Genomic DNA, 16,495 nt, shown 5'->3' on the forward strand with positions numbered 1-16,495 from the left:
GACACCGGTGCCCTTGGCGTTTAATCAGAACCTTGGCGTTCAGGTACTTTTGACCTTATGCCTTCAGCTTCCACTCCTGCCGTCCAAAGCCGCGCCCCCAAGGAGAAGCTGGCCCCGCCCATCACGGCGGGCATCGTCACCGCGCTGGTTGGTTTCACGTCCTCGTTCGCTGTGGTCCTTGCGGGCCTGAAAGCTGTGGGCGCACACCAAGGGCAGGCATCCAGTGGCCTGCTGGCGCTCACCCTCACTTTTGGACTGGGCATCCTCTGGTTGTCGTGGCGGTCCCGGATGCCCGTAACGCTCGCATGGTCCACGCCCGGTGCGGCGCTGCTCGCCTCCGCCGGAATGGTCGACGGCGGCTGGACGGCCGCTGTGGGCGCGTTCCTGATCGTCGGGGTGCTGATTCTCCTCACCGGCCTGTTGCCCGTCCTGGGAAGGATCATGGCGAAGATCCCTACTGCGCTGGCGCAAGCCATGCTCGCAGGAGTACTGCTCCCCTTATGCCTTGCACCCTTCAAATCCTTGGGGTCGGCTCCCTTGTTCATCGCGCCGGTGATCTTGTGCTGGGTTGTCCTGATGAAGTTCGCACCACGATGGTCCGTTCCGGCATCACTTTTGGTAGCCCTGGCAGTCATCGGCATCCACAGTGTTTCCACCGGTGTTCAGATACCGGGAGACAGCCTTCTGCCACGGCTGGAGTGGACCACACCCGTCTTTACCGTGGAAGCTGCGGTGGGCCTGGCGCTGCCCCTGTTCATCGTGACCATGGCGTCTCAGAACATTCCCGGAGTCGCCGTCCTCAAGTCCTTCGGTTACACCACCCCGTGGCGGCCGTCCATGCTGGTGACCGGCGCCGGAACCATTGCGGGGGCACCATTCGGTGGCCATGCGATCAACCTGGCCGCACTCAGCGCAGCCCTGGCCGCTGGCGAGGAGGCCGGCAAGGACCATGGCAGGCGGTGGATCGCCGCATTCGTCTCAGGCATCGCTTATCTGGTGCTGGCCGCTGCCTCCACTGCCCTTGTCACCGTGGTGGCTGCCGCCCCGCCCGGACTCCTCGAGGCCGTGGCCGGGCTCGCCCTCTTGGGAACATTGGCGTCATCCATCTCCTCGGCACTGGCTGTGGCGGAGGAACGCATACCAGCCTGCATTACTTTCCTGCTGGCAGCGTCAGGCTTGAGCGTCGCCGGCGTCGGCGCTGCTTTTTGGGCGTTGGCAGGCGGCATCCTGGTTCACTGGATGCTGAAGAGCCGCGACGCTGTTCAGAAGGCCTGAATCGCGCGGTCAGCGCGAATCAGGCGGGACTCATCTTTCAGGCAGGCTCGTGGTTTTGGGCCTCACGTGCCAGAGCCGTCAATCTGGACACTGCACGGTAGTACTTCTTCGTGTAGCCGCCAGTCATCATCTCCTCGGTGAAGAGCTGATCGAACGGAACACCGCTGGCAAGGATCGGCACATCTTTGTCGTAGAGCCTGTCCGCTAGAACCACGAAGCGGAGCGCTACAGCCTGCTCGGTAATGGTCTCCACGTCGCTCCACACCACAGCTTCCACGCCCGAAATGAGCTGCCGGTAGCGGCTGGGGTGGACTGCGGCCAGATGGTTGACGAGAGTGCGGAAATCATCAACGGCCACGGTCTTTCCGTCGAACTCGGCGCGCATCCGGTGCTTGAGCTCTTCGGTCTTGAGCGGCGCGGGGGCCGCTGGCAAACCCCTGTGACGGAAGTCTTCGCCGTCGATCCTGACGACGTCGAACTGATCGGCGAGAACCTGTATTTCGCGCTGGAAGTCCACAGCTGCGAAGCGCCCTTCACCCAGGGAACCGGGCAGGGTATTGGACGTCGCTGCCAGTTTCACACCGGCGTCGGCCAGTTCGCGCATGAGCCTGGACATGAGCACGGTGTCGCCCGGATCATCAAGTTCGAATTCGTCGATGCACACCAGCTTGTAGCTGCTCAACGCTTCCACGGTCTTGCGGAAGGACAGTGCACCCACAAGGTTGGTGTATTCGACGAACGTACCGAAGGCCTTGGGCCCCGGCGACCTGTGCCAGAGAGATGCCAGGAGGTGGGTCTTACCCACACCGAATCCACCGTCGAGGTAGATGCCTGCCCTTGTTGCCGGGGCCTTTTTGGCGAACAACTTCTTGAAAAGACCGCCGCCGTCCTCAGAGCCCACTCCATCGGCGAAAGCCGACAGCAGCTTCACGGCGTTGGCTTGGCTCGGCTGCGAGGGGTCGGGCCGGTAGCTGTCGAACGATACCTCTCCGAATCGCGGAGACGGGTAGAAACCTTTGAGGAGTTCCTCCACGGAGACTGCCGGTGTGCGGGCAGCCAGTTGTTCGATCTTTACCACGGTGGTCCGTTCCTTCGGTTTTAGGTCCCCAGCAAGAATACCGGCATCTGACACTCGGAAACGGTCACGTGACCAAGCCCATGTTTCACCGTATGACCGCAGGGAAGCATTCCCCGCCGCCCGTGGTTAGTGTTGGAGCACGCCCGGCCGGCACCTGCACCACCTCCTGCGGCCTGGCTCCGACCGTTGTCAGTGAAAGGCCATCACCATGTCCTACCCAGTTGAACAGAACGAAAAGTTTGCAGCATACGCAAACCCTGAACGCCTTGTGTCCACTGAGTGGCTCGCGGCAGCCATTGCCGACGGCGCCATTGCCGGCGGCAAGCTTGTGGTTGTGGAGTCCGACGAAGACGTTCTCCTTTACGAAACAGGCCACATCCCGGGAGCCGTCAAGATCGACTGGCACACCGACCTGAATGACGAGGTCACCCGCGACTACGTTGATGGCGCCGCCTTTGCGGCCCTCGCTGCCTCCAAAGGCATTTCCCGCGACAGCACCGTGGTCATCTACGGCGACAAGTCCAACTGGTGGGCTGCCTACGCACTGTGGGTCTTTACGTTGTTCGGTCACCAGGATGTCCGCCTCCTCGATGGTGGCCGCGACAAGTGGATCGCCGAAGGCCGCGAGCTGACCACCGATGTCCCGCGGCCGGCCGTGGGTGAATACCCCGAGGTGGAGCGGAATGATGCCCCGATCCGCGCGTTTAAGGAAGACGTCCTGGCCCACCTGGGCAACCCCCTGATTGATGTCCGTTCCCCTGAGGAATACACCGGTCAGCGCACGCACATGCCGGCCTACCCGGAAGAAGGCGCACTGCGCGGCGGCCACATTCCCACGGCCGCGTCCATCCCGTGGGCTCGCGCCGCGGCTGAAGACGGCACATATCGGAGCCGTGAAGAGTTGGAGGCCCTGTACCTGGGCGAGGCCGGCTTGGAGCCCGGCGCTGACGTGGTGGCATACTGCCGCATCGGCGAACGTTCCAGCCACACTTGGTTCGCACTGAAGTACCTGTTGGGCTTTGACACCGTCCGTAACTACGACGGCTCATGGACCGAGTGGGGCAACGCTGTGCGGGTTCCCATCGTCAAGGGCGCTGAGCGCGGTTCCGTTCCTGCCTCCCTCGTCCGCAACTAGCGTCAGCCGCAACCAGTCCGCAGGCACAAGGAGTCCGTAGTGTTCCGGCACACAAGCTGCATTGGCCGCTGTTGTGCGTAAGCTGGAAGTGATGAGTACCAACACTTTGCCCACCGCCCTGGCGGAAATCGTCGATGACTTCCAAGCACTGACGGAGCCTGACCGCCTGCAGCTCCTTCTCGAATTCTCGAGAGGCCTTCCGGAGCTTCCGGAGCGCTTGAAGGACCACCCTGAGCTGCTGGAACAGGTTGTGGAGTGCCAGTCACCGTTGTTTCTGACCATCGAGTCAGAGAAAAATCCCGACGGCGGCGCCCGCGCCTACCGGCTCTTCTTCAAAGCCCCTCCGGAAGCACCCACAACCCGGGGCTTCGCAGGGGTGTTGCACGAGGGCTTGGATGGTTTGACGGCTGAGGAAATCCTTGCCGTTCCGGACGATATGCCGGAATTGCTGGGCCTGACCCGGGCCATCACTCCCCTGCGCATGCGGGGAATGACGGCCATGCTTGGCCGGATCAAGCGGAAAGTCGCAGCAGCCAGCAGGCTCGAAAGCTGACCGTTCCGGAATCTGACCGGCTGGACAACTGAAGGGCACCACCACAGCGATGGCCAAAAAGATGGCTTCACAGGGAACGCCGGCAACTGCAGTTCTTGCAGCGGCCGGCGTTCCCTTTGTGCTGCACCCCTACGCCCACGACCCAGGCACATCCAGTTACGGACTGGAAGCAGCGGAGGTCCTGGGCATCGAGCCCGAACGGGTTTTCAAGACCCTCATGGTGGAGGCTGAAGGCCGCTTGGCGGTGGCAATCGTTCCGGTTTCCGGGAATTTGGATCTGAAGTCGGTAGCTGCAGCTCTTGGAGTCAAGAAAGCCGGCATGGCGGACCCCAAGGCTGCGGAACGGCGCACGGGATACGTCCTGGGCGGCATATCCCCCTTGGGACAGCGGCAGAGCTCCCCCACTGTGCTTGATGCGTCCGCCCTGAGTTTTAGCGCCATCCTCGTCTCAGGCGGCCGCCGGGGCCTGGATCTTGAGCTGGCCCCGGCTGACCTTATCCGGCTCACTCAGGCCGTCACTGCTCCCATCGGCACCACTGACAAGCATTAGGCCCGCCCTGAGCCACGTGGCGCCGGACTCTGGACCCGGCTGCTCATGCAGGCCCCGCCAGGGTGTTGGCCGCCTTCCCCGGGTTGTTCCGCGGAGCCAGCTGTCTCTGCAACCAGGCGCGGACGAGGCGCTCCCACCGTTCCGGATCGACGTTCCACTCTTTGGTGTGCCGGGCGCCGTCGAAGGGTTCAAACGTGACCATGTCAGGATTCTTTTCCGCGAGGCTGGCGGACGGCCCGAAGGGCACGTAGTCGTCATCAACGCTGTGGATCAGCAAGGTGGGTGTCCGCAATTCAACGGCGCGGGCTTCCCAGTCCATGGCCTTCAGGTCCACAGGCGCGGACAGTCCGGTCAGCCTGCGCCCCAGCGGATGGGTCAGCATCATCTGCCCGTAGCGCCCCACGTTGTAGGGAATCCTGTTCATCTCGGCATGATGGGCCATCACGTTGACCCAATTGATGACCGGGGCGTCCAGGACCAACGCCCGGATGAGGTGGCGGTGTTTGGACAGGTCAGCTGTTTGCAGGCTGATCGCCCCGCCCATGGACCAGCCGAACAGAACTATCTCCTGGGCACCGCGGTCCACTGCGAATTCGATCGCAGCCTCCACGTCGCGCCATTCCGTGGAACCCAGGCCGTACCGGCCGTCGGGCGCGGAGGGGGCTAAACCGTCATTGCGGTAGGAGATCAGCAGGCTGTCCATCCCCAGCTCGCGTGCGGTGCGGACTGCCCGCAGCCCTTCCAAGCGCGTTGCGCCGCGGCCATGGACCATGATGGCGCAGACAGGCGCTGCAGCCGATGCTTCGGCACGGATCAGCCACGCAGGCGCGTTTCCGCCGTCCACCATGATGTCCACGTCCTCGGCAGCGAGGCCGATCGCAGCAGGATCCGGGTACGTTGCCCCGCTCCACCATGCGCGGCGGGCCTCTGAGAGGTCGCCGCTGTACACTTCCTCAACTTCACGCAGCACCGTCTGCTCAGCGGGCGAATACGACACAATCCGGCCGATCCTGGCGTGACCTTTGCCGCCCGAGAAAAACAGGCTGAACACGCCGTCAATGGTGCTGTCCGGCGTTGCAGCCAAGATCACCTGAGGTCCCTTGTCCCCGCGGATGACAGCAAGCACTTCCTGGTCCTCGTGCCTGGCGGCAGGGGTGATGACACGGCGGGCAAAATACACGGCGAGCGCCGAGGACCCGGCCCCCACCAAACCGGCGATTGTGCCGCCTGCCAGGAAGCCTGCGATGGCCCATTTGGTGCGGAGGGAGAGTTTCTTGTCTGCAGCGTCGCTCGCTGGCGGGGTTGTCGATGCCATGGTTCCATTGTTGCTGCTCCCGGGCACTGGCTGGTGCAGGCGTGGGCCGCGCGGCGTACTCGTCCGGGAATCCTGACGCGCGTTTCAGACCCGAAAAGTCTGCGGACTGCCCTTGGCCGGGACTACGCTGTAGCCATGAGTGATCCCATCGTCATCCTGACTGAAGAGCCCCTCGGCCCCGACGACCGCGTTAACATCGCCAAGCTTCTCGACGGCGGTGATGCTCCCCTTGTTGTTCTGGTTCCGTCCAACACTGAACGACACCTTCTGGTGGATTTCCTGGAGAATCTGTCGCTGCTTGATATTGCCAAGGCGTTCCGGGAGCTCACTGCTCAGCACCCGGACCCTGAGGCTGAGCGCGCGGAGGCCTCCCAGACGCTGGCTGCATCGCTGGCGGCGTTGGCCGGCTTGGGTGGAGGCGTGACGGGGGAAGTCTTCGACGGCGGTGCCGTGGCCGGCTTGGTGGCGAAGGTCCGGGCCGTGGATGCTGCCCAAGCGGTGGTCATTACCCGTCCCCATGCCATTGCGGACACGTTCCATACTGACTGGGCCAATAAGGCGCAGGATCAGTTGGGCCTTCCGGTCCTGCACCTGTACGCGGGCTCGGGATTTATCGGCGACTCGTAAGCGTTGCAGTAGACATGAACACTCCTGACAACATCAGCAAGACAACTTCTGCGCCCGAGGGAGCTGCCGTTCCCGTGGAAAAGAGCGATGCTCAGTGGCGTGAGGAGTTGACGCCCGAGGAGTACCGGGTGCTACGGCAGGCAGGCACCGAACGGCCTTACACGGGTGAGTACTGGGACACCCACACGGAAGGCGTCTATCAGTGTCGCGCCTGTGGCAGCCAGTTGTTTACCAGCCGGGAGAAGTTCGATTCCCACTGTGGCTGGCCGTCGTTCTGGGCGCCGCTTGCAGAGGGCACCGTCCGGTATCTTCATGACCGCACCATGGGAATGGATCGCGTGGAGGTACGCTGCGCGAACTGTGATTCCCACTTGGGGCACGTTTTCGAGGGTGAAGGCTATGGAACGCCCACGGACCAGCGGTTCTGCATCAACTCTGTTTCACTGCGTCTGGTGAAGCCCGAAGAAAATTAGGCCTTCCCGGACGGGCTGGTGCTCGGCCCCGCCCGTCCGAGAGGTTTCCTATGCCGCGACTGGACCTCAACCGGTCTCCACACACCCAATGGCCAAGAGTTTCTTATGCTCGAGGCAATTTTAGATTAGCGATGCTTTTTGCTTGCTACGCTCGGCCCAGAAGCAATCACTCCTTCGAAAGGGCCGAGCTCCATGACTACTATCACCACCGCCATCGCCCAGCGTGTCACTGCCGACAACGCTGAGTGGATGTCCTTGAAGGCTGCAGCCGCCGCCCTCCAGGCACATCAGGAACAGGACGGTTCCATTGCCGATGCTGACGTCCACGCCGAGGCGGCAACCCTGGTTTCCACGGTGACCGACGCCATCACGGCCCTGGCACCGCACTTCCCTCACGATGCCCGCTACCTGGAGCTCCTGGTGGAAGACTTCGGCCGCTGGGTTGAGGAAGGCTTCGGAGTACCGGACTTCCTGGACTCCCTTCAGGCGTTCCAGCCCCAGGAACAGCGCGTTGACGGTCTGCAGCACCTTGTGGTTTTCCCCATGTACACGCAGAACGGCAGCACCAGCAGGTTGGTGGAAGCAGTCCTGATCGAGGTTATCTGGCCTGAGTTCATTGGCGGCCTGGAGGCAAACGAATACTCCAACAAGCTCTTCGTCCCCATCCGCTTTGTGGACTTCACTCCCGGCTATGACACCAACTCGGCCGTGCTCTTTCCGGAGACGGTGGCAGTCCGCGAGACGCCCACCTTCACCTGGGGCGCCATCTTCGCCGACCGTGAAGCCGCCCGTTTCCGCCGCGTCCTCAAGGCAGCTGCCGCAACCACCTCCTTGGAACTTCCCGAGGACGCAGCGCAACTGATCGAAGACCAGGAGCTGACCCAGCGCACATTTGTCATGTGGGACCTGATTCACGACCGCACCCACATGCGCGGAGACCTTCCCTTTGATCCGTTCATGATCAAGCAGCGCATGCCGTTCTTCCTCTACTCACTGGAGGAGCTGCGCTGTGACCTGACCGCTTTCCGCGAATCGGTGCGCATTGAAAAGGACGAAGAAGCCGATCCCGATGCCCGCAAGCATGCCAAGCTGGTTCAGTATGCGGTGATTTTCGACCGCATTTTCCGGTTCGCCATCACCGGCAACCGCGTGCGCAACTACGACGGCCTGGGCGGCCAACTGCTGTTCGCCTGGATGCACCAGCACCACGTTCTGCACTGGACGGACAGCAAGCTCTCCATCGATTGGGACGAAGCTGCCGCGGTTGTGGTGGAACTCGGCGCCAAAATCGAAGAATTGTACTGGCGCTCGATCGACCGCCCCAAGGCTGCCCACTGGCTGGCCGCATACGAGCTCATTTCCAGCACGGTAACTCCCCACCCGGCATCCGTATGGGCCAAAGGCCCCGAGGCGCTACCCTTGGACGGTCCGCCCCGCGGCCTCACGGACCAGGTGCTGGACGACGAATTCCCCCTGTCCATGTTCTACGAAGCACTGGAGAAGAAAATGCGCCCCGTCATTGAGTCCACCACCGGCATCACGGGCGCGACTGCCGCCTGATGACCACACTGACTATCCTCGTGACCGGCGGAAGCAGCGCTTCCGGCATCGCCGTGACGCGCGCGTTGGGGGCCGCCGGTCACAGGGTGCTCACAGTGGGCTCGAATGACGCCCGAATCACGGCGGCTGCGAGCGAAGCCGGCCACGCAGCAACTCCTTTGGTCTGCGATCTCACCGGCCTGGAGTCCGTTCGGGAGCTTGCTGCCACCGTCAGTGACCTCGGCATTGAGCGCATCGACGGCGTGATCCACCTGGTGGGCGGCTGGCGGGGCGCGAAGGGCATTGAAGACCAAACGGACGAGGATTGGGAGGCCATGGAACGCAGCGCTGTTACCACGCTCCGTAACGTCTCCCGGGTCTTCTACAGCCACCTTGAAGCATCTCCGCACGGCAGGTTCGCCATGGTCTCATCAACCACGGCAGCTTCACCCACGGCCGCGGCCGCCAGTTACGCCGCAGCAAAGGCAGCCGCGGAAGCCTGGACCTTGGCGGTAGCCGACGGCTTCAGCCGCGCGCAATCCGGCAACGCCGGAAACCCGGATGCCCCCACGGAGCAGCACAGCGCGGCGGTGATTTTCGTGGTGAAAGCTCTCGTCGACTCCGCCATGCGGGAAGCCCATCCCGAAAGGCGATTCCCCGGCTTCACTGACGTTGACGATGTGGCGACTGCCGTCGTCGGACTCTTTGAACAACCCGCCGCCGACCTCAACGGCCAACGCATCCTGCTGGCCACCTAGAATCCTGCCCGCCCAAATAGACTTGAAAGCGTGAATGAACAAGTGACGAGCACAACAGAGGCAATCCACAGCGCCACGGACACCCCGGGCCCAGTTCAACTGCAGGAACCTGTTCAACTGCGTGATCCTGCTCAACTGCATGATCCTGCGGTTCGCGGATTCGCATCCGACAACTATTCCGGCGTGCACCCGGAGATCCTCGCAGCCCTGGCAACCGCCAATGGCGGGCACCAGGTCTCCTACGGCGAGGATGTGTACACGGCACGGCTGCAGGAGGTGCTGGAGCAGCAGTTCGGCCCGGGCATCGAGACGTTCCCGGTCTTCAACGGCACTGGCGCCAACGTCCTTGCCCTGCAATCACTCCTTCCCCGGTGGGGTGCAGTGATTTGCGCCTCCACGGCACACATCAACATGGATGAGAACGGTGCGCCTGAACGGGTGGGCGGGATCAAGCTCCTGCAAGTCCCCACCGAGGACGGCAAGCTCACCCCCGAACTGATCGACCGCGAGGCCTGGGGCTGGGGCGACGAACACCGCGCCCAGCCGCTGGTTGTGTCCATCACCCAAACCACTGAACTCGGGACCTGCTATACGCCGGATGAAGTGCGGGCCATTGCCGACCATGCGCACTCCAAGGGCATGAAGCTCCACATGGACGGTGCCCGGCTGGCGAACGCCGCCGCGTACCTGGACGCCCCCCTCCGGGCCTTCACGCGCGACGCCGGCGTGGACATCCTCTCCTTCGGTGGCACCAAAAACGGGCTTCTTTTCGGCGAAGTAGTGGTGGCGCTGAACCCGGAGGCGGCTGACGGCCTGAAATTCCTGCGCAAGATGAACATGCAGCTCGCCTCGAAGATGCGCTTCATCTCAGCCCAGTTCATTGCCCTGCTGGAGGATGGCCTGTGGTTGCGGTCCGCCGCCCACGCCAACGCCATGGCCGCGCGCCTGCGGACGGCCATCGAGGGAATCGACGGCGTGGAACCTACCCAGGCAACGCAGTCCAACGGGGTCTTCGCCGTCCTTCCCGAAGGCGTCGCGGACAAGCTGCGGGAGTCCTTCGCTTTCTACGACTGGGACGCCGCCCGCCGTGAAGTCCGGTGGATGTGCTCCTTCGACACCACGGAGGAAGACATCGATGCCTTCGTAGCTGCCATCAGGCGCGAGCTGGCGTAACACACAAGACGTGCACCCCGGGGCGGCGAGCCTGCACAGATTCGCCGCTCCGGACGCATAATCTGCGATGGTGAACGCCCTCGCACAGGTTCCCTCGGAGTTTCTCTTCGCCTTGGGATCACTACGAAAAGCACAGTGCCGCAGCGAACTGCGCCTTGACGAGATCCCCGCTCCCGCCCGCCTGGCCCCCTACGCAGTCGCCTTGGGAGCCGAGGTTTTCAGCCCCACGGCAGCAACCCGCCAGGTTCCCGTCCATGGACCTGCGGCCAAGGCTTTTGCCGCCAACCAAGCCGGCAGTCAGTCAAGTGAAGAGGACGACGAACTGGCCACCGGCCGCTTCATCCTCCTTTACGACCCCGACGGCTCGGCCGTCTGGGAAGGGGAATTCCGCATCGTCACCTACATTCGCGCCCAAATGGACGCAGAGATGGGTAACGACTCCATGCTTGGCTCCGTTGCCTGGACCTGGCTTGTGGACGCCCTGGAGAACCACGCGGCCCCCTATCGCGCTGCCGGTGGCACTGCAACGCGAATCCTTTCCGAAAGCTTCGGCACACTGGCAGAGCGGCCGGACACCATAGACATCGAGCTCCGGGCGTCCTGGACACCGGCCAGCCAGGACGTACAGGCCCACCTCGAAGCCTGGTCCGACATGGTGTGCACCTTCGCGGGGCTGCCACCTCTGCCACCAGGGGTCACGGGCCTACCCAACAGGAGACTCAATTGAGTGTGAGACATGCGCAGGCGGGTACCCACCAGGGACCGGAAACACCCCGCTGCGGCCGGAATCGGTAAGCTTAAGCCACCATGACCCCTGAATATCCGGAAAACACCACGGCCGGCGACCCGGTTGCTGATCCCACCACCCACATCAAGGTAGACGGCTTCGATAGTCACGTCCCTGAAATCATCGATCTCGACACTCCCCGTGAAGGAGTACCCCAGGTCATCGACACCCCATCCGGGCTGGAGCGGTGCGCAGCCGCCATCGCGGCCGGAACAGGGCCGGCCGGAGTGGACGCGGAACGCGCGTCCGGGTTCCGCTACGGCCAGCGGGCGTTCCTGGTTCAGATCCGGCGCGAAGGCGCCGGAACCTGGCTGATCGATCCCGAACCCTTCGATAACCTGGACATCATCAACGACGCCCTTCGCGGCGTCGAATGGATCCTGCACGCCGCCTCCCAAGACCTCCCTTGCCTCTCCGAGCTCGGCATGTGGCCGGACAAACTGTTCGATACCGAACTTGCAGCCCGCCTCGCGGGACTGCCCCGGGTTGGCCTTGCAGCAGTCATTGAACAACTCCTCGGCTTTGGCCTGGCCAAGGAACACTCCGCAGCCGACTGGTCCACGCGCCCACTGCCGGAGCCCTGGCTGCGTTACGCGGCCCTGGACGTCGAAGTCCTCGCAGAGCTCCGTGAGGAACTTATCGAGCTGCTGGAAGCCGACGGCAAGCTCGCATACGCCGAACAGGAGTTCGCTGGCATACTCGCCGCGGGCCTGTCGGCCCCGAGGGTGGATCCCTGGCGGAAGACCTCCGGGCTTCACCAGATACGTGACCGCCGCCAGTTGGCAGCCGTTCGTGAATTGTGGCTCGAAAGGGATCAGCTGGCCCGCAAACGCGACGTCGCGCCCGGCCGCCTCATCCCCGATTCGGCGCTGGTAGCCGCAGCCAAGGCCATGCCGACCACGGTGCCGCAATTGCTGGCCACCAAAGGATTCCACGGACGCTCCGCCCAGAGGGAAGCCCCACGCTGGCTGCGCTGCATTACCAACGCACGGACTCTCACGGATCTCCCGCCCCTTCACCTGCCCACCAATGCGCCGCCGCCACCCAGGGTGTGGGTGGACCGGGATCCGGAGGCCGCGGCACGCCTTGCCACCGCCAGGCCGGCCCTGCAGGCAGTAGCGGATGAGCTGAAGCTGCCGGTGGAGAACCTGCTGACGCCGGATTATTTACGGCGGGTGGCCTGGCGGCCCCCGGCTGATGTTTCCCTGGAGTCTGTCGCTGCGGAACTGAGGTCCCTGGGCGCCCGGGAGTGGCAAATCTTTTTCGCGGCTCCGATTCTCACCGAAGCGTGCTTGAACCCCGCTCCGCTTCCCGCTAAAGAGTCCAAGGCAAAGGAAACCAAAGCAGCCAAGGACGTGCAAGCTTCCGGCGATGACGGCTAAGCACCCCCGCGTTGAGGCCTGTCCCTGCGAACTGTGGTTCGCAGGGGCAGGCCTTTCGCGTTCTCGGAGTCATGGGCACCTGGCGCGGCGTTGACCTTGCCAGCTAAGTTACCCACGAGTAACATTGCATCAATGCCAGCCGAAACACCCGCGACGCGGGATTCGGCGCCGTGTCTCAACGAGGAGTTAATACATGAGTCCATCACGCAGTGCTCAGAGGAACGTCCGCGACGTCGTGTTCGTGGATGGTGTTCGCACGCCCTTCGGCAAAGCCGGCGAGAAAGGCATCTATGCGGGCACCCGCGCCGATGACCTGGTGGTGAAGTGCATCCGCGAGCTGATGCGGCGGAACCCCTCCCTGCCCGCGGAACGGATCGACGAGGTTGCCATCGCCGCCACCACCCAGACCGGGGACCAAGGGCTCACCATCGGCCGCACGGCGGCACTACTGGCCGGACTCCCCCGCACGGTACCCGGCTTCGCCATCGACCGTATGTGTGCAGGTGCCATGACGGCAGTTACGACGACGGCGAGCGGTATCGGTTTCGGCGCATATGACGTTGTCATCGCAGGCGGCGTGGAGCACATGGGCAACCACCCCATGGGCGCAGGCGCCGATCCCAATCCACGCTTCATGTCCGAGCGCCTGGTGGACCCGGCTGCCTTGAACATGGGCAACACGGCGGAAAACCTGCATGATCGCTTCCCGGCCATCACCAAAGACCGCACTGACTCCTACGCGGCGGCCTCCCAGGCCAAGCTCGCTGAAGCCTACGCCAAGGAGCAAATCCAGCAGGACCTCGTCCCCGTCGCCACCATGAAGCCCGGCCAGGGCTGGGCCCTGCACACCACGGACGAGCCTCCGCGTCCCGGCACCACTGTTGCCGACCTGGCCGAACTGCGGACCCCCTTCCGCGCCCATGGCCGAGTGACTGCGGGCAATGCCGCAGGGTTGAACGACGGAGCCACTGCCGCTGTTCTCGCTTCCGCCGAAGCCGCCGAGGAACTAGGCCTTCCGGTCAAAATGCGCCTGGTCTCCTACGCCTTCGCCGGTGTTGAACCGGAGGTCATGGGCATCGGTCCGGTACCTGCCACCGAAAAGGCGCTCAAGAACGCAGGGCTGGGCATCGAGGACATCGGACTCTTCGAAATCAACGAGGCCTTCGCCGTCCAGGTCCTCAGCTTCCTGGACCACTTCGGCATCGCCGATGACGACCCCCGGGTGAACCGCTACGGCGGGGCGATCGCCGTCGGACATCCGCTTGCTTCCTCGGGTGTCCGCCTGATGAACCAGCTTGCGCGGCAGTTCGAGGAAGATCACTCGGTTCGCTACGGCATCACCACCATGTGCATTGGATTGGGCATGGGCGCCACGGTGATCTGGGAAAACCCCCACCACGCCGACTTCCAATCTTTCACCGCTGACCAGGCCACCACGGCCACCACCGAAGGAGCCGCCGCATGAGCGCCGCCGAATTCCAAAAACTCGCCGCCCTTTTCCCTGATGAAGTGGTGACCCACTCCTACGTCCAGGACATCCAACTGCCCGGCGGCGCCGGAACCTTTGCTCTGATCACCCTGGACAACGGCCTTGACCACTCCAAGCCCACAACACTGGGCCCCAACACGCTGGTGGAACTCGGCGGCGTCTTGGAGAATCTCAAGGAGCGGGCTGCCCGGGGAGACATTGTGGGTGTGGGCGTCACGGGCAAGCCGTACTTCCTGGTGGCAGGTGCAGACCTGTCGGCTGTCAAGACACTCAAGGAACGCGAGCACGGGCTGTGGATGGCTCAGCTTGGCCATGCCGTCTACAGCACCCTGGCAGACCTGGGCGTTCCGAGCTTCTCCTTCATCAACGGACTGGCTTTGGGCGGCGGGTTGGAAATCGCCCTGCAGTCCACCTACAGGACCGTCTCCACAGGCGCAGGCGCCTTGGCCCTGCCTGAAGCGTTCATCGGCCTTGTACCAGGCTGGGGCGGCGTCTACATCCTGCCGCGCCTCATCGGCCCGGAGAATGCCGTCAAGGTCATGATCGAGAATCCCCTTAGCAACAACCGGACCCTCACCGGGCCACAAGCGTTCGAGCTCGGCATGGCCGATGCCATGTTCGAACCCGCCGACTTCGTGGAACAATCGCTCGCATGGGCGGCCCGGGTCATCTCCGGAGAGATCACGCCAGAGCGGAAGAACGCTGTTGACGTCACAGATGAGGCCGTCACCGACCGATGGACAGCGGCCATATCAGCAGCCCGGGCTTTCGTGGAGTCCAAAACCTCCAACGCCTCCCCCGCGCCGGGCAAGGTCCTCGATGTCATGGAAGCCAACCGCACCATGACCCAGGCCGAGTCGGCCGAACTCGAGTGCGAGACTCTCGCAGGGCTGATGCAAACCGATGAGTTCCGCTCCACGGTCTACGCGTTCCTGGACCTCGTCCAGAAGCGCTCCAAGCGCCCGGCGGGTGCGCCCGACCGTAAGCTTGCCCGGCCGGTCACCAAAATCGGCGTGGTGGGTGCAGGCCTCATGGCCAGCCAGCTGGCACTGCTGTTCGCCCGGCAGCTCAAAGTCCCCGTGGTCATGACGGACATCGATCAGGCACGCGTGGACAAAGGCGTGGCGTATGTGCACGCCGAAGTGGACAAAATGCTGGCGAAGAAGCGGATCAAACCTGACGCCGCCAACAGGACAAAAGCGCTCATCACAGGATCGGTCTCCAAAGAGGCCTTTGCCGACGCCGACTTCGTCATCGAAGCAGTCTTCGAAGAGTTGCACATCAAGAAGCAAGTCTTCGCCGAGGTTGAAGCGATCGTTTCCCCCGAGTGCATCCTGGCCACCAACACGTCCTCCCTGTCCGTCACAGCCATGGCCGAAGACCTCAAGCACCCTGAACGCCTGGTGGGCTTCCACTTCTTCAACCCCGTAGCTGTCATGCCGCTCCTGGAGATCGTGCGGGCCCCCAAGACCGATGACGCCGTCCTTGCCACCGCCTTCGAGCTGGCCAAGGGACTCAAGAAGACCGCCGTGCTGGTCAAGGATGCTGCGGCCTTCGTGGTCAACCGCATTCTTCTCCGCCTCATGGGGGAAGTCATCGCAGCGTTCGACGAAGGCACCCCGGCAGAGGTTGCGGACAGCGCCCTGCGTCCCGTGGGCCTTCCGATGTCGCCGTTCACCTTGAGCGCCATGGTTGGCCTGCCGGTGGCGCAACATGTCCAGGAGTCGCTGCACGCCGCGTTCGGCGAGCGGTTCCCGGTCTCGCAAAACCTGCAGAAACTCATCGATAACGGCGTCAAGAGCCTCTGGGCTCCTGGACCCGATGGATCACCTGTCATCCCGGCCGAGACGCTGGCCCTCATGTCCTTCGGCAACACCCCATCCACTGGCGAGGAAGTCCTTCGTCGCACCCAGGACGCCTTGGCCGAAGAAATCGGGCTGATGCTGGAAGAGGGCGTCGTAGCAGGACCTGAAGACATTGACCTCTGCGTCATCATGGGAGCCGGATGGCCCATGTTCCTGGGCGGCATCACACCGTACCTGGACAGGGTGGGCGCCTCCGAGCGGGTCAACGGCAAGCGCTTCCTCGCCCCCGGCGTCGCCTCCGCGCCTGCCTGATCCGTCCCTCTCTCACATCCCACGCCCTTAAACCGGAACGCTCTCTCACTTGCCAAAGGAAAGTGAGAGAGCATTCCGATTTAAGGGCTGTCTTGTGAGTGAGGGACGCCTGTTGGTCCCTCTAAGTCAGGCTGGTTGTGAGTCAGTCGGTGATTGAAGAGAGCAGGAGCTGCCATGACTGTTGGGCCGCGTGGTATTAGCCGCGATGAGATCAGGGATTTGGTGCATGAGTATTACGTGCAGC

Annotated in this window: 15 protein-coding genes; 13 read left to right on the plus strand and 2 right to left on the minus strand. The window is 63.4% G+C overall.

The window, feature by feature from the left end; all coding sequences use genetic code 11:
• Positions 1-57: 57 nt before the first annotated feature.
• Positions 58-1,275, plus strand: coding sequence for a benzoate/H(+) symporter BenE family transporter (locus tag AR689_RS01935; RefSeq protein ID WP_062065992.1), 1,218 nt, complete (start codon positions 58-60; stop codon positions 1,273-1,275).
• A gap of 37 nt (positions 1,276-1,312) precedes the next feature.
• Here AR689_RS01935 and zapE read toward each other — a convergent pair whose 3' ends face one another.
• Positions 1,313-2,353, minus strand: coding sequence for a cell division protein ZapE (zapE, locus tag AR689_RS01940; protein WP_062065995.1), 1,041 nt, complete (start codon positions 2,351-2,353; stop codon positions 1,313-1,315).
• Between the two features lie 208 nt (positions 2,354-2,561).
• On the opposite strand from zapE, the gene AR689_RS01945 reads away from it, so the two are divergent.
• The 3 genes from AR689_RS01945 (at position 2,562) to ybaK (ending at position 4,591) form a co-directional block, all read left to right on the plus strand.
• Complete coding sequence (locus AR689_RS01945) at positions 2,562-3,488, plus strand: sulfurtransferase (protein WP_062066000.1); 927 nt, start codon at positions 2,562-2,564, stop codon at positions 3,486-3,488.
• 91 nt (positions 3,489-3,579) lie between these two features.
• Positions 3,580-4,041 (plus strand): SufE family protein, encoded by a 462-nt coding sequence (locus AR689_RS01950; protein WP_197412782.1) that lies wholly within the window; start codon positions 3,580-3,582, stop codon positions 4,039-4,041.
• Between the two features lie 49 nt (positions 4,042-4,090).
• A complete protein-coding gene (gene ybaK / locus AR689_RS01955) occupies positions 4,091-4,591 on the plus strand; it encodes a Cys-tRNA(Pro) deacylase (RefSeq protein WP_062066003.1) in 501 nt (166 codons plus the stop codon).
• A gap of 43 nt (positions 4,592-4,634) precedes the next feature.
• Here ybaK and AR689_RS01960 read toward each other — a convergent pair whose 3' ends face one another.
• Entirely contained in the window at positions 4,635-5,906 is a 1,272-nt protein-coding gene (locus tag AR689_RS01960; RefSeq protein WP_062066005.1) for an alpha/beta hydrolase family protein, read from the minus strand.
• Between the two features lie 135 nt (positions 5,907-6,041).
• Between AR689_RS01960 and AR689_RS01965 the strand changes: the two genes are divergently transcribed.
• From AR689_RS01965 to AR689_RS02005, 9 genes are all read left to right on the plus strand, one after another.
• The gene (locus AR689_RS01965; RefSeq protein ID WP_062066008.1) at positions 6,042-6,533 is read left to right on the plus strand and encodes a hypothetical protein; all 492 of its coding nucleotides are present in this window, start codon (positions 6,042-6,044) and stop codon (positions 6,531-6,533) included.
• A gap of 14 nt (positions 6,534-6,547) precedes the next feature.
• Entirely contained in the window at positions 6,548-7,006 is a 459-nt protein-coding gene (msrB, locus tag AR689_RS01970) for a peptide-methionine (R)-S-oxide reductase MsrB (RefSeq protein ID WP_062066011.1), read from the plus strand.
• A gap of 192 nt (positions 7,007-7,198) precedes the next feature.
• Entirely contained in the window at positions 7,199-8,566 is a 1,368-nt protein-coding gene (locus AR689_RS01975) for a DUF6421 family protein (RefSeq protein WP_062066013.1), read from the plus strand.
• On the plus strand, positions 8,566-9,303 hold the full coding sequence (locus AR689_RS01980) for an SDR family NAD(P)-dependent oxidoreductase (protein WP_062066016.1): 738 nt from the start codon (positions 8,566-8,568) through the stop codon (positions 9,301-9,303). The genes AR689_RS01975 and AR689_RS01980 overlap by 1 nt, the downstream gene beginning before the upstream one ends.
• Before the next feature lie 99 nt (positions 9,304-9,402).
• Positions 9,403-10,476, plus strand: a complete 1,074-nt coding sequence (locus tag AR689_RS01985) for a threonine aldolase family protein (protein WP_197412791.1) — start codon at positions 9,403-9,405, stop codon at positions 10,474-10,476.
• A 67-nt stretch (positions 10,477-10,543) separates the two neighbouring features.
• On the plus strand, positions 10,544-11,203 hold the full coding sequence (locus AR689_RS01990; RefSeq protein WP_062066021.1) for a DUF3000 domain-containing protein: 660 nt from the start codon (positions 10,544-10,546) through the stop codon (positions 11,201-11,203).
• 80 nt (positions 11,204-11,283) lie between these two features.
• Entirely contained in the window at positions 11,284-12,645 is a 1,362-nt protein-coding gene (locus AR689_RS01995; protein ID WP_062066022.1) for an HRDC domain-containing protein, read from the plus strand.
• 193 nt (positions 12,646-12,838) lie between these two features.
• Complete coding sequence (locus tag AR689_RS02000) at positions 12,839-14,110, plus strand: thiolase family protein (protein ID WP_062066024.1); 1,272 nt, start codon at positions 12,839-12,841, stop codon at positions 14,108-14,110.
• A complete protein-coding gene (locus AR689_RS02005; RefSeq protein ID WP_062066026.1) occupies positions 14,107-16,251 on the plus strand; it encodes a 3-hydroxyacyl-CoA dehydrogenase NAD-binding domain-containing protein in 2,145 nt (714 codons plus the stop codon). Before AR689_RS02000 ends, AR689_RS02005 begins: the two co-directional genes overlap by 4 nt.
• Positions 16,252-16,495: the final 244 nt, after the last annotated feature.

Source organism: Arthrobacter sp. EpRS71, from assembly GCF_001512285.1.
Taxonomy (GTDB): Bacteria; Actinomycetota; Actinomycetes; order Actinomycetales; family Micrococcaceae; genus Arthrobacter.

Bases quoted from the DNA above. Each gene is read 5' to 3' on its own strand.
- AR689_RS01935 (WP_062065992.1), top strand. From the start codon at position 58: ATGCCTTCAGCTTCCACTCCTGCCGTCCAAAGCCGCGCCCCCAAGGAG.
- AR689_RS01945 (WP_062066000.1), top strand. From the start codon at position 2,562: ATGTCCTACCCAGTTGAACAGAACGAAAAGTTTGCAGCATACGCAAAC.
- AR689_RS01950 (WP_197412782.1), top strand. From the start codon at position 3,580: ATGAGTACCAACACTTTGCCCACCGCCCTGGCGGAAATCGTCGATGAC.
- ybaK (WP_062066003.1), top strand. From the start codon at position 4,091: ATGGCCAAAAAGATGGCTTCACAGGGAACGCCGGCAACTGCAGTTCTT.
- AR689_RS01960 (WP_062066005.1), bottom strand. From the start codon at position 5,906: ATGGCATCGACAACCCCGCCAGCGAGCGACGCTGCAGACAAGAAACTC.
- AR689_RS01965 (WP_062066008.1), top strand. From the start codon at position 6,042: ATGAGTGATCCCATCGTCATCCTGACTGAAGAGCCCCTCGGCCCCGAC.
- msrB (WP_062066011.1), top strand. From the start codon at position 6,548: ATGAACACTCCTGACAACATCAGCAAGACAACTTCTGCGCCCGAGGGA.
- AR689_RS01975 (WP_062066013.1), top strand. From the start codon at position 7,199: ATGACTACTATCACCACCGCCATCGCCCAGCGTGTCACTGCCGACAAC.
- AR689_RS01980 (WP_062066016.1), top strand. From the start codon at position 8,566: ATGACCACACTGACTATCCTCGTGACCGGCGGAAGCAGCGCTTCCGGC.
- AR689_RS01990 (WP_062066021.1), top strand. From the start codon at position 10,544: ATGGTGAACGCCCTCGCACAGGTTCCCTCGGAGTTTCTCTTCGCCTTG.
- AR689_RS01995 (WP_062066022.1), top strand. From the start codon at position 11,284: ATGACCCCTGAATATCCGGAAAACACCACGGCCGGCGACCCGGTTGCT.
- AR689_RS02000 (WP_062066024.1), top strand. From the start codon at position 12,839: ATGAGTCCATCACGCAGTGCTCAGAGGAACGTCCGCGACGTCGTGTTC.
- AR689_RS02005 (WP_062066026.1), top strand. From the start codon at position 14,107: ATGAGCGCCGCCGAATTCCAAAAACTCGCCGCCCTTTTCCCTGATGAA.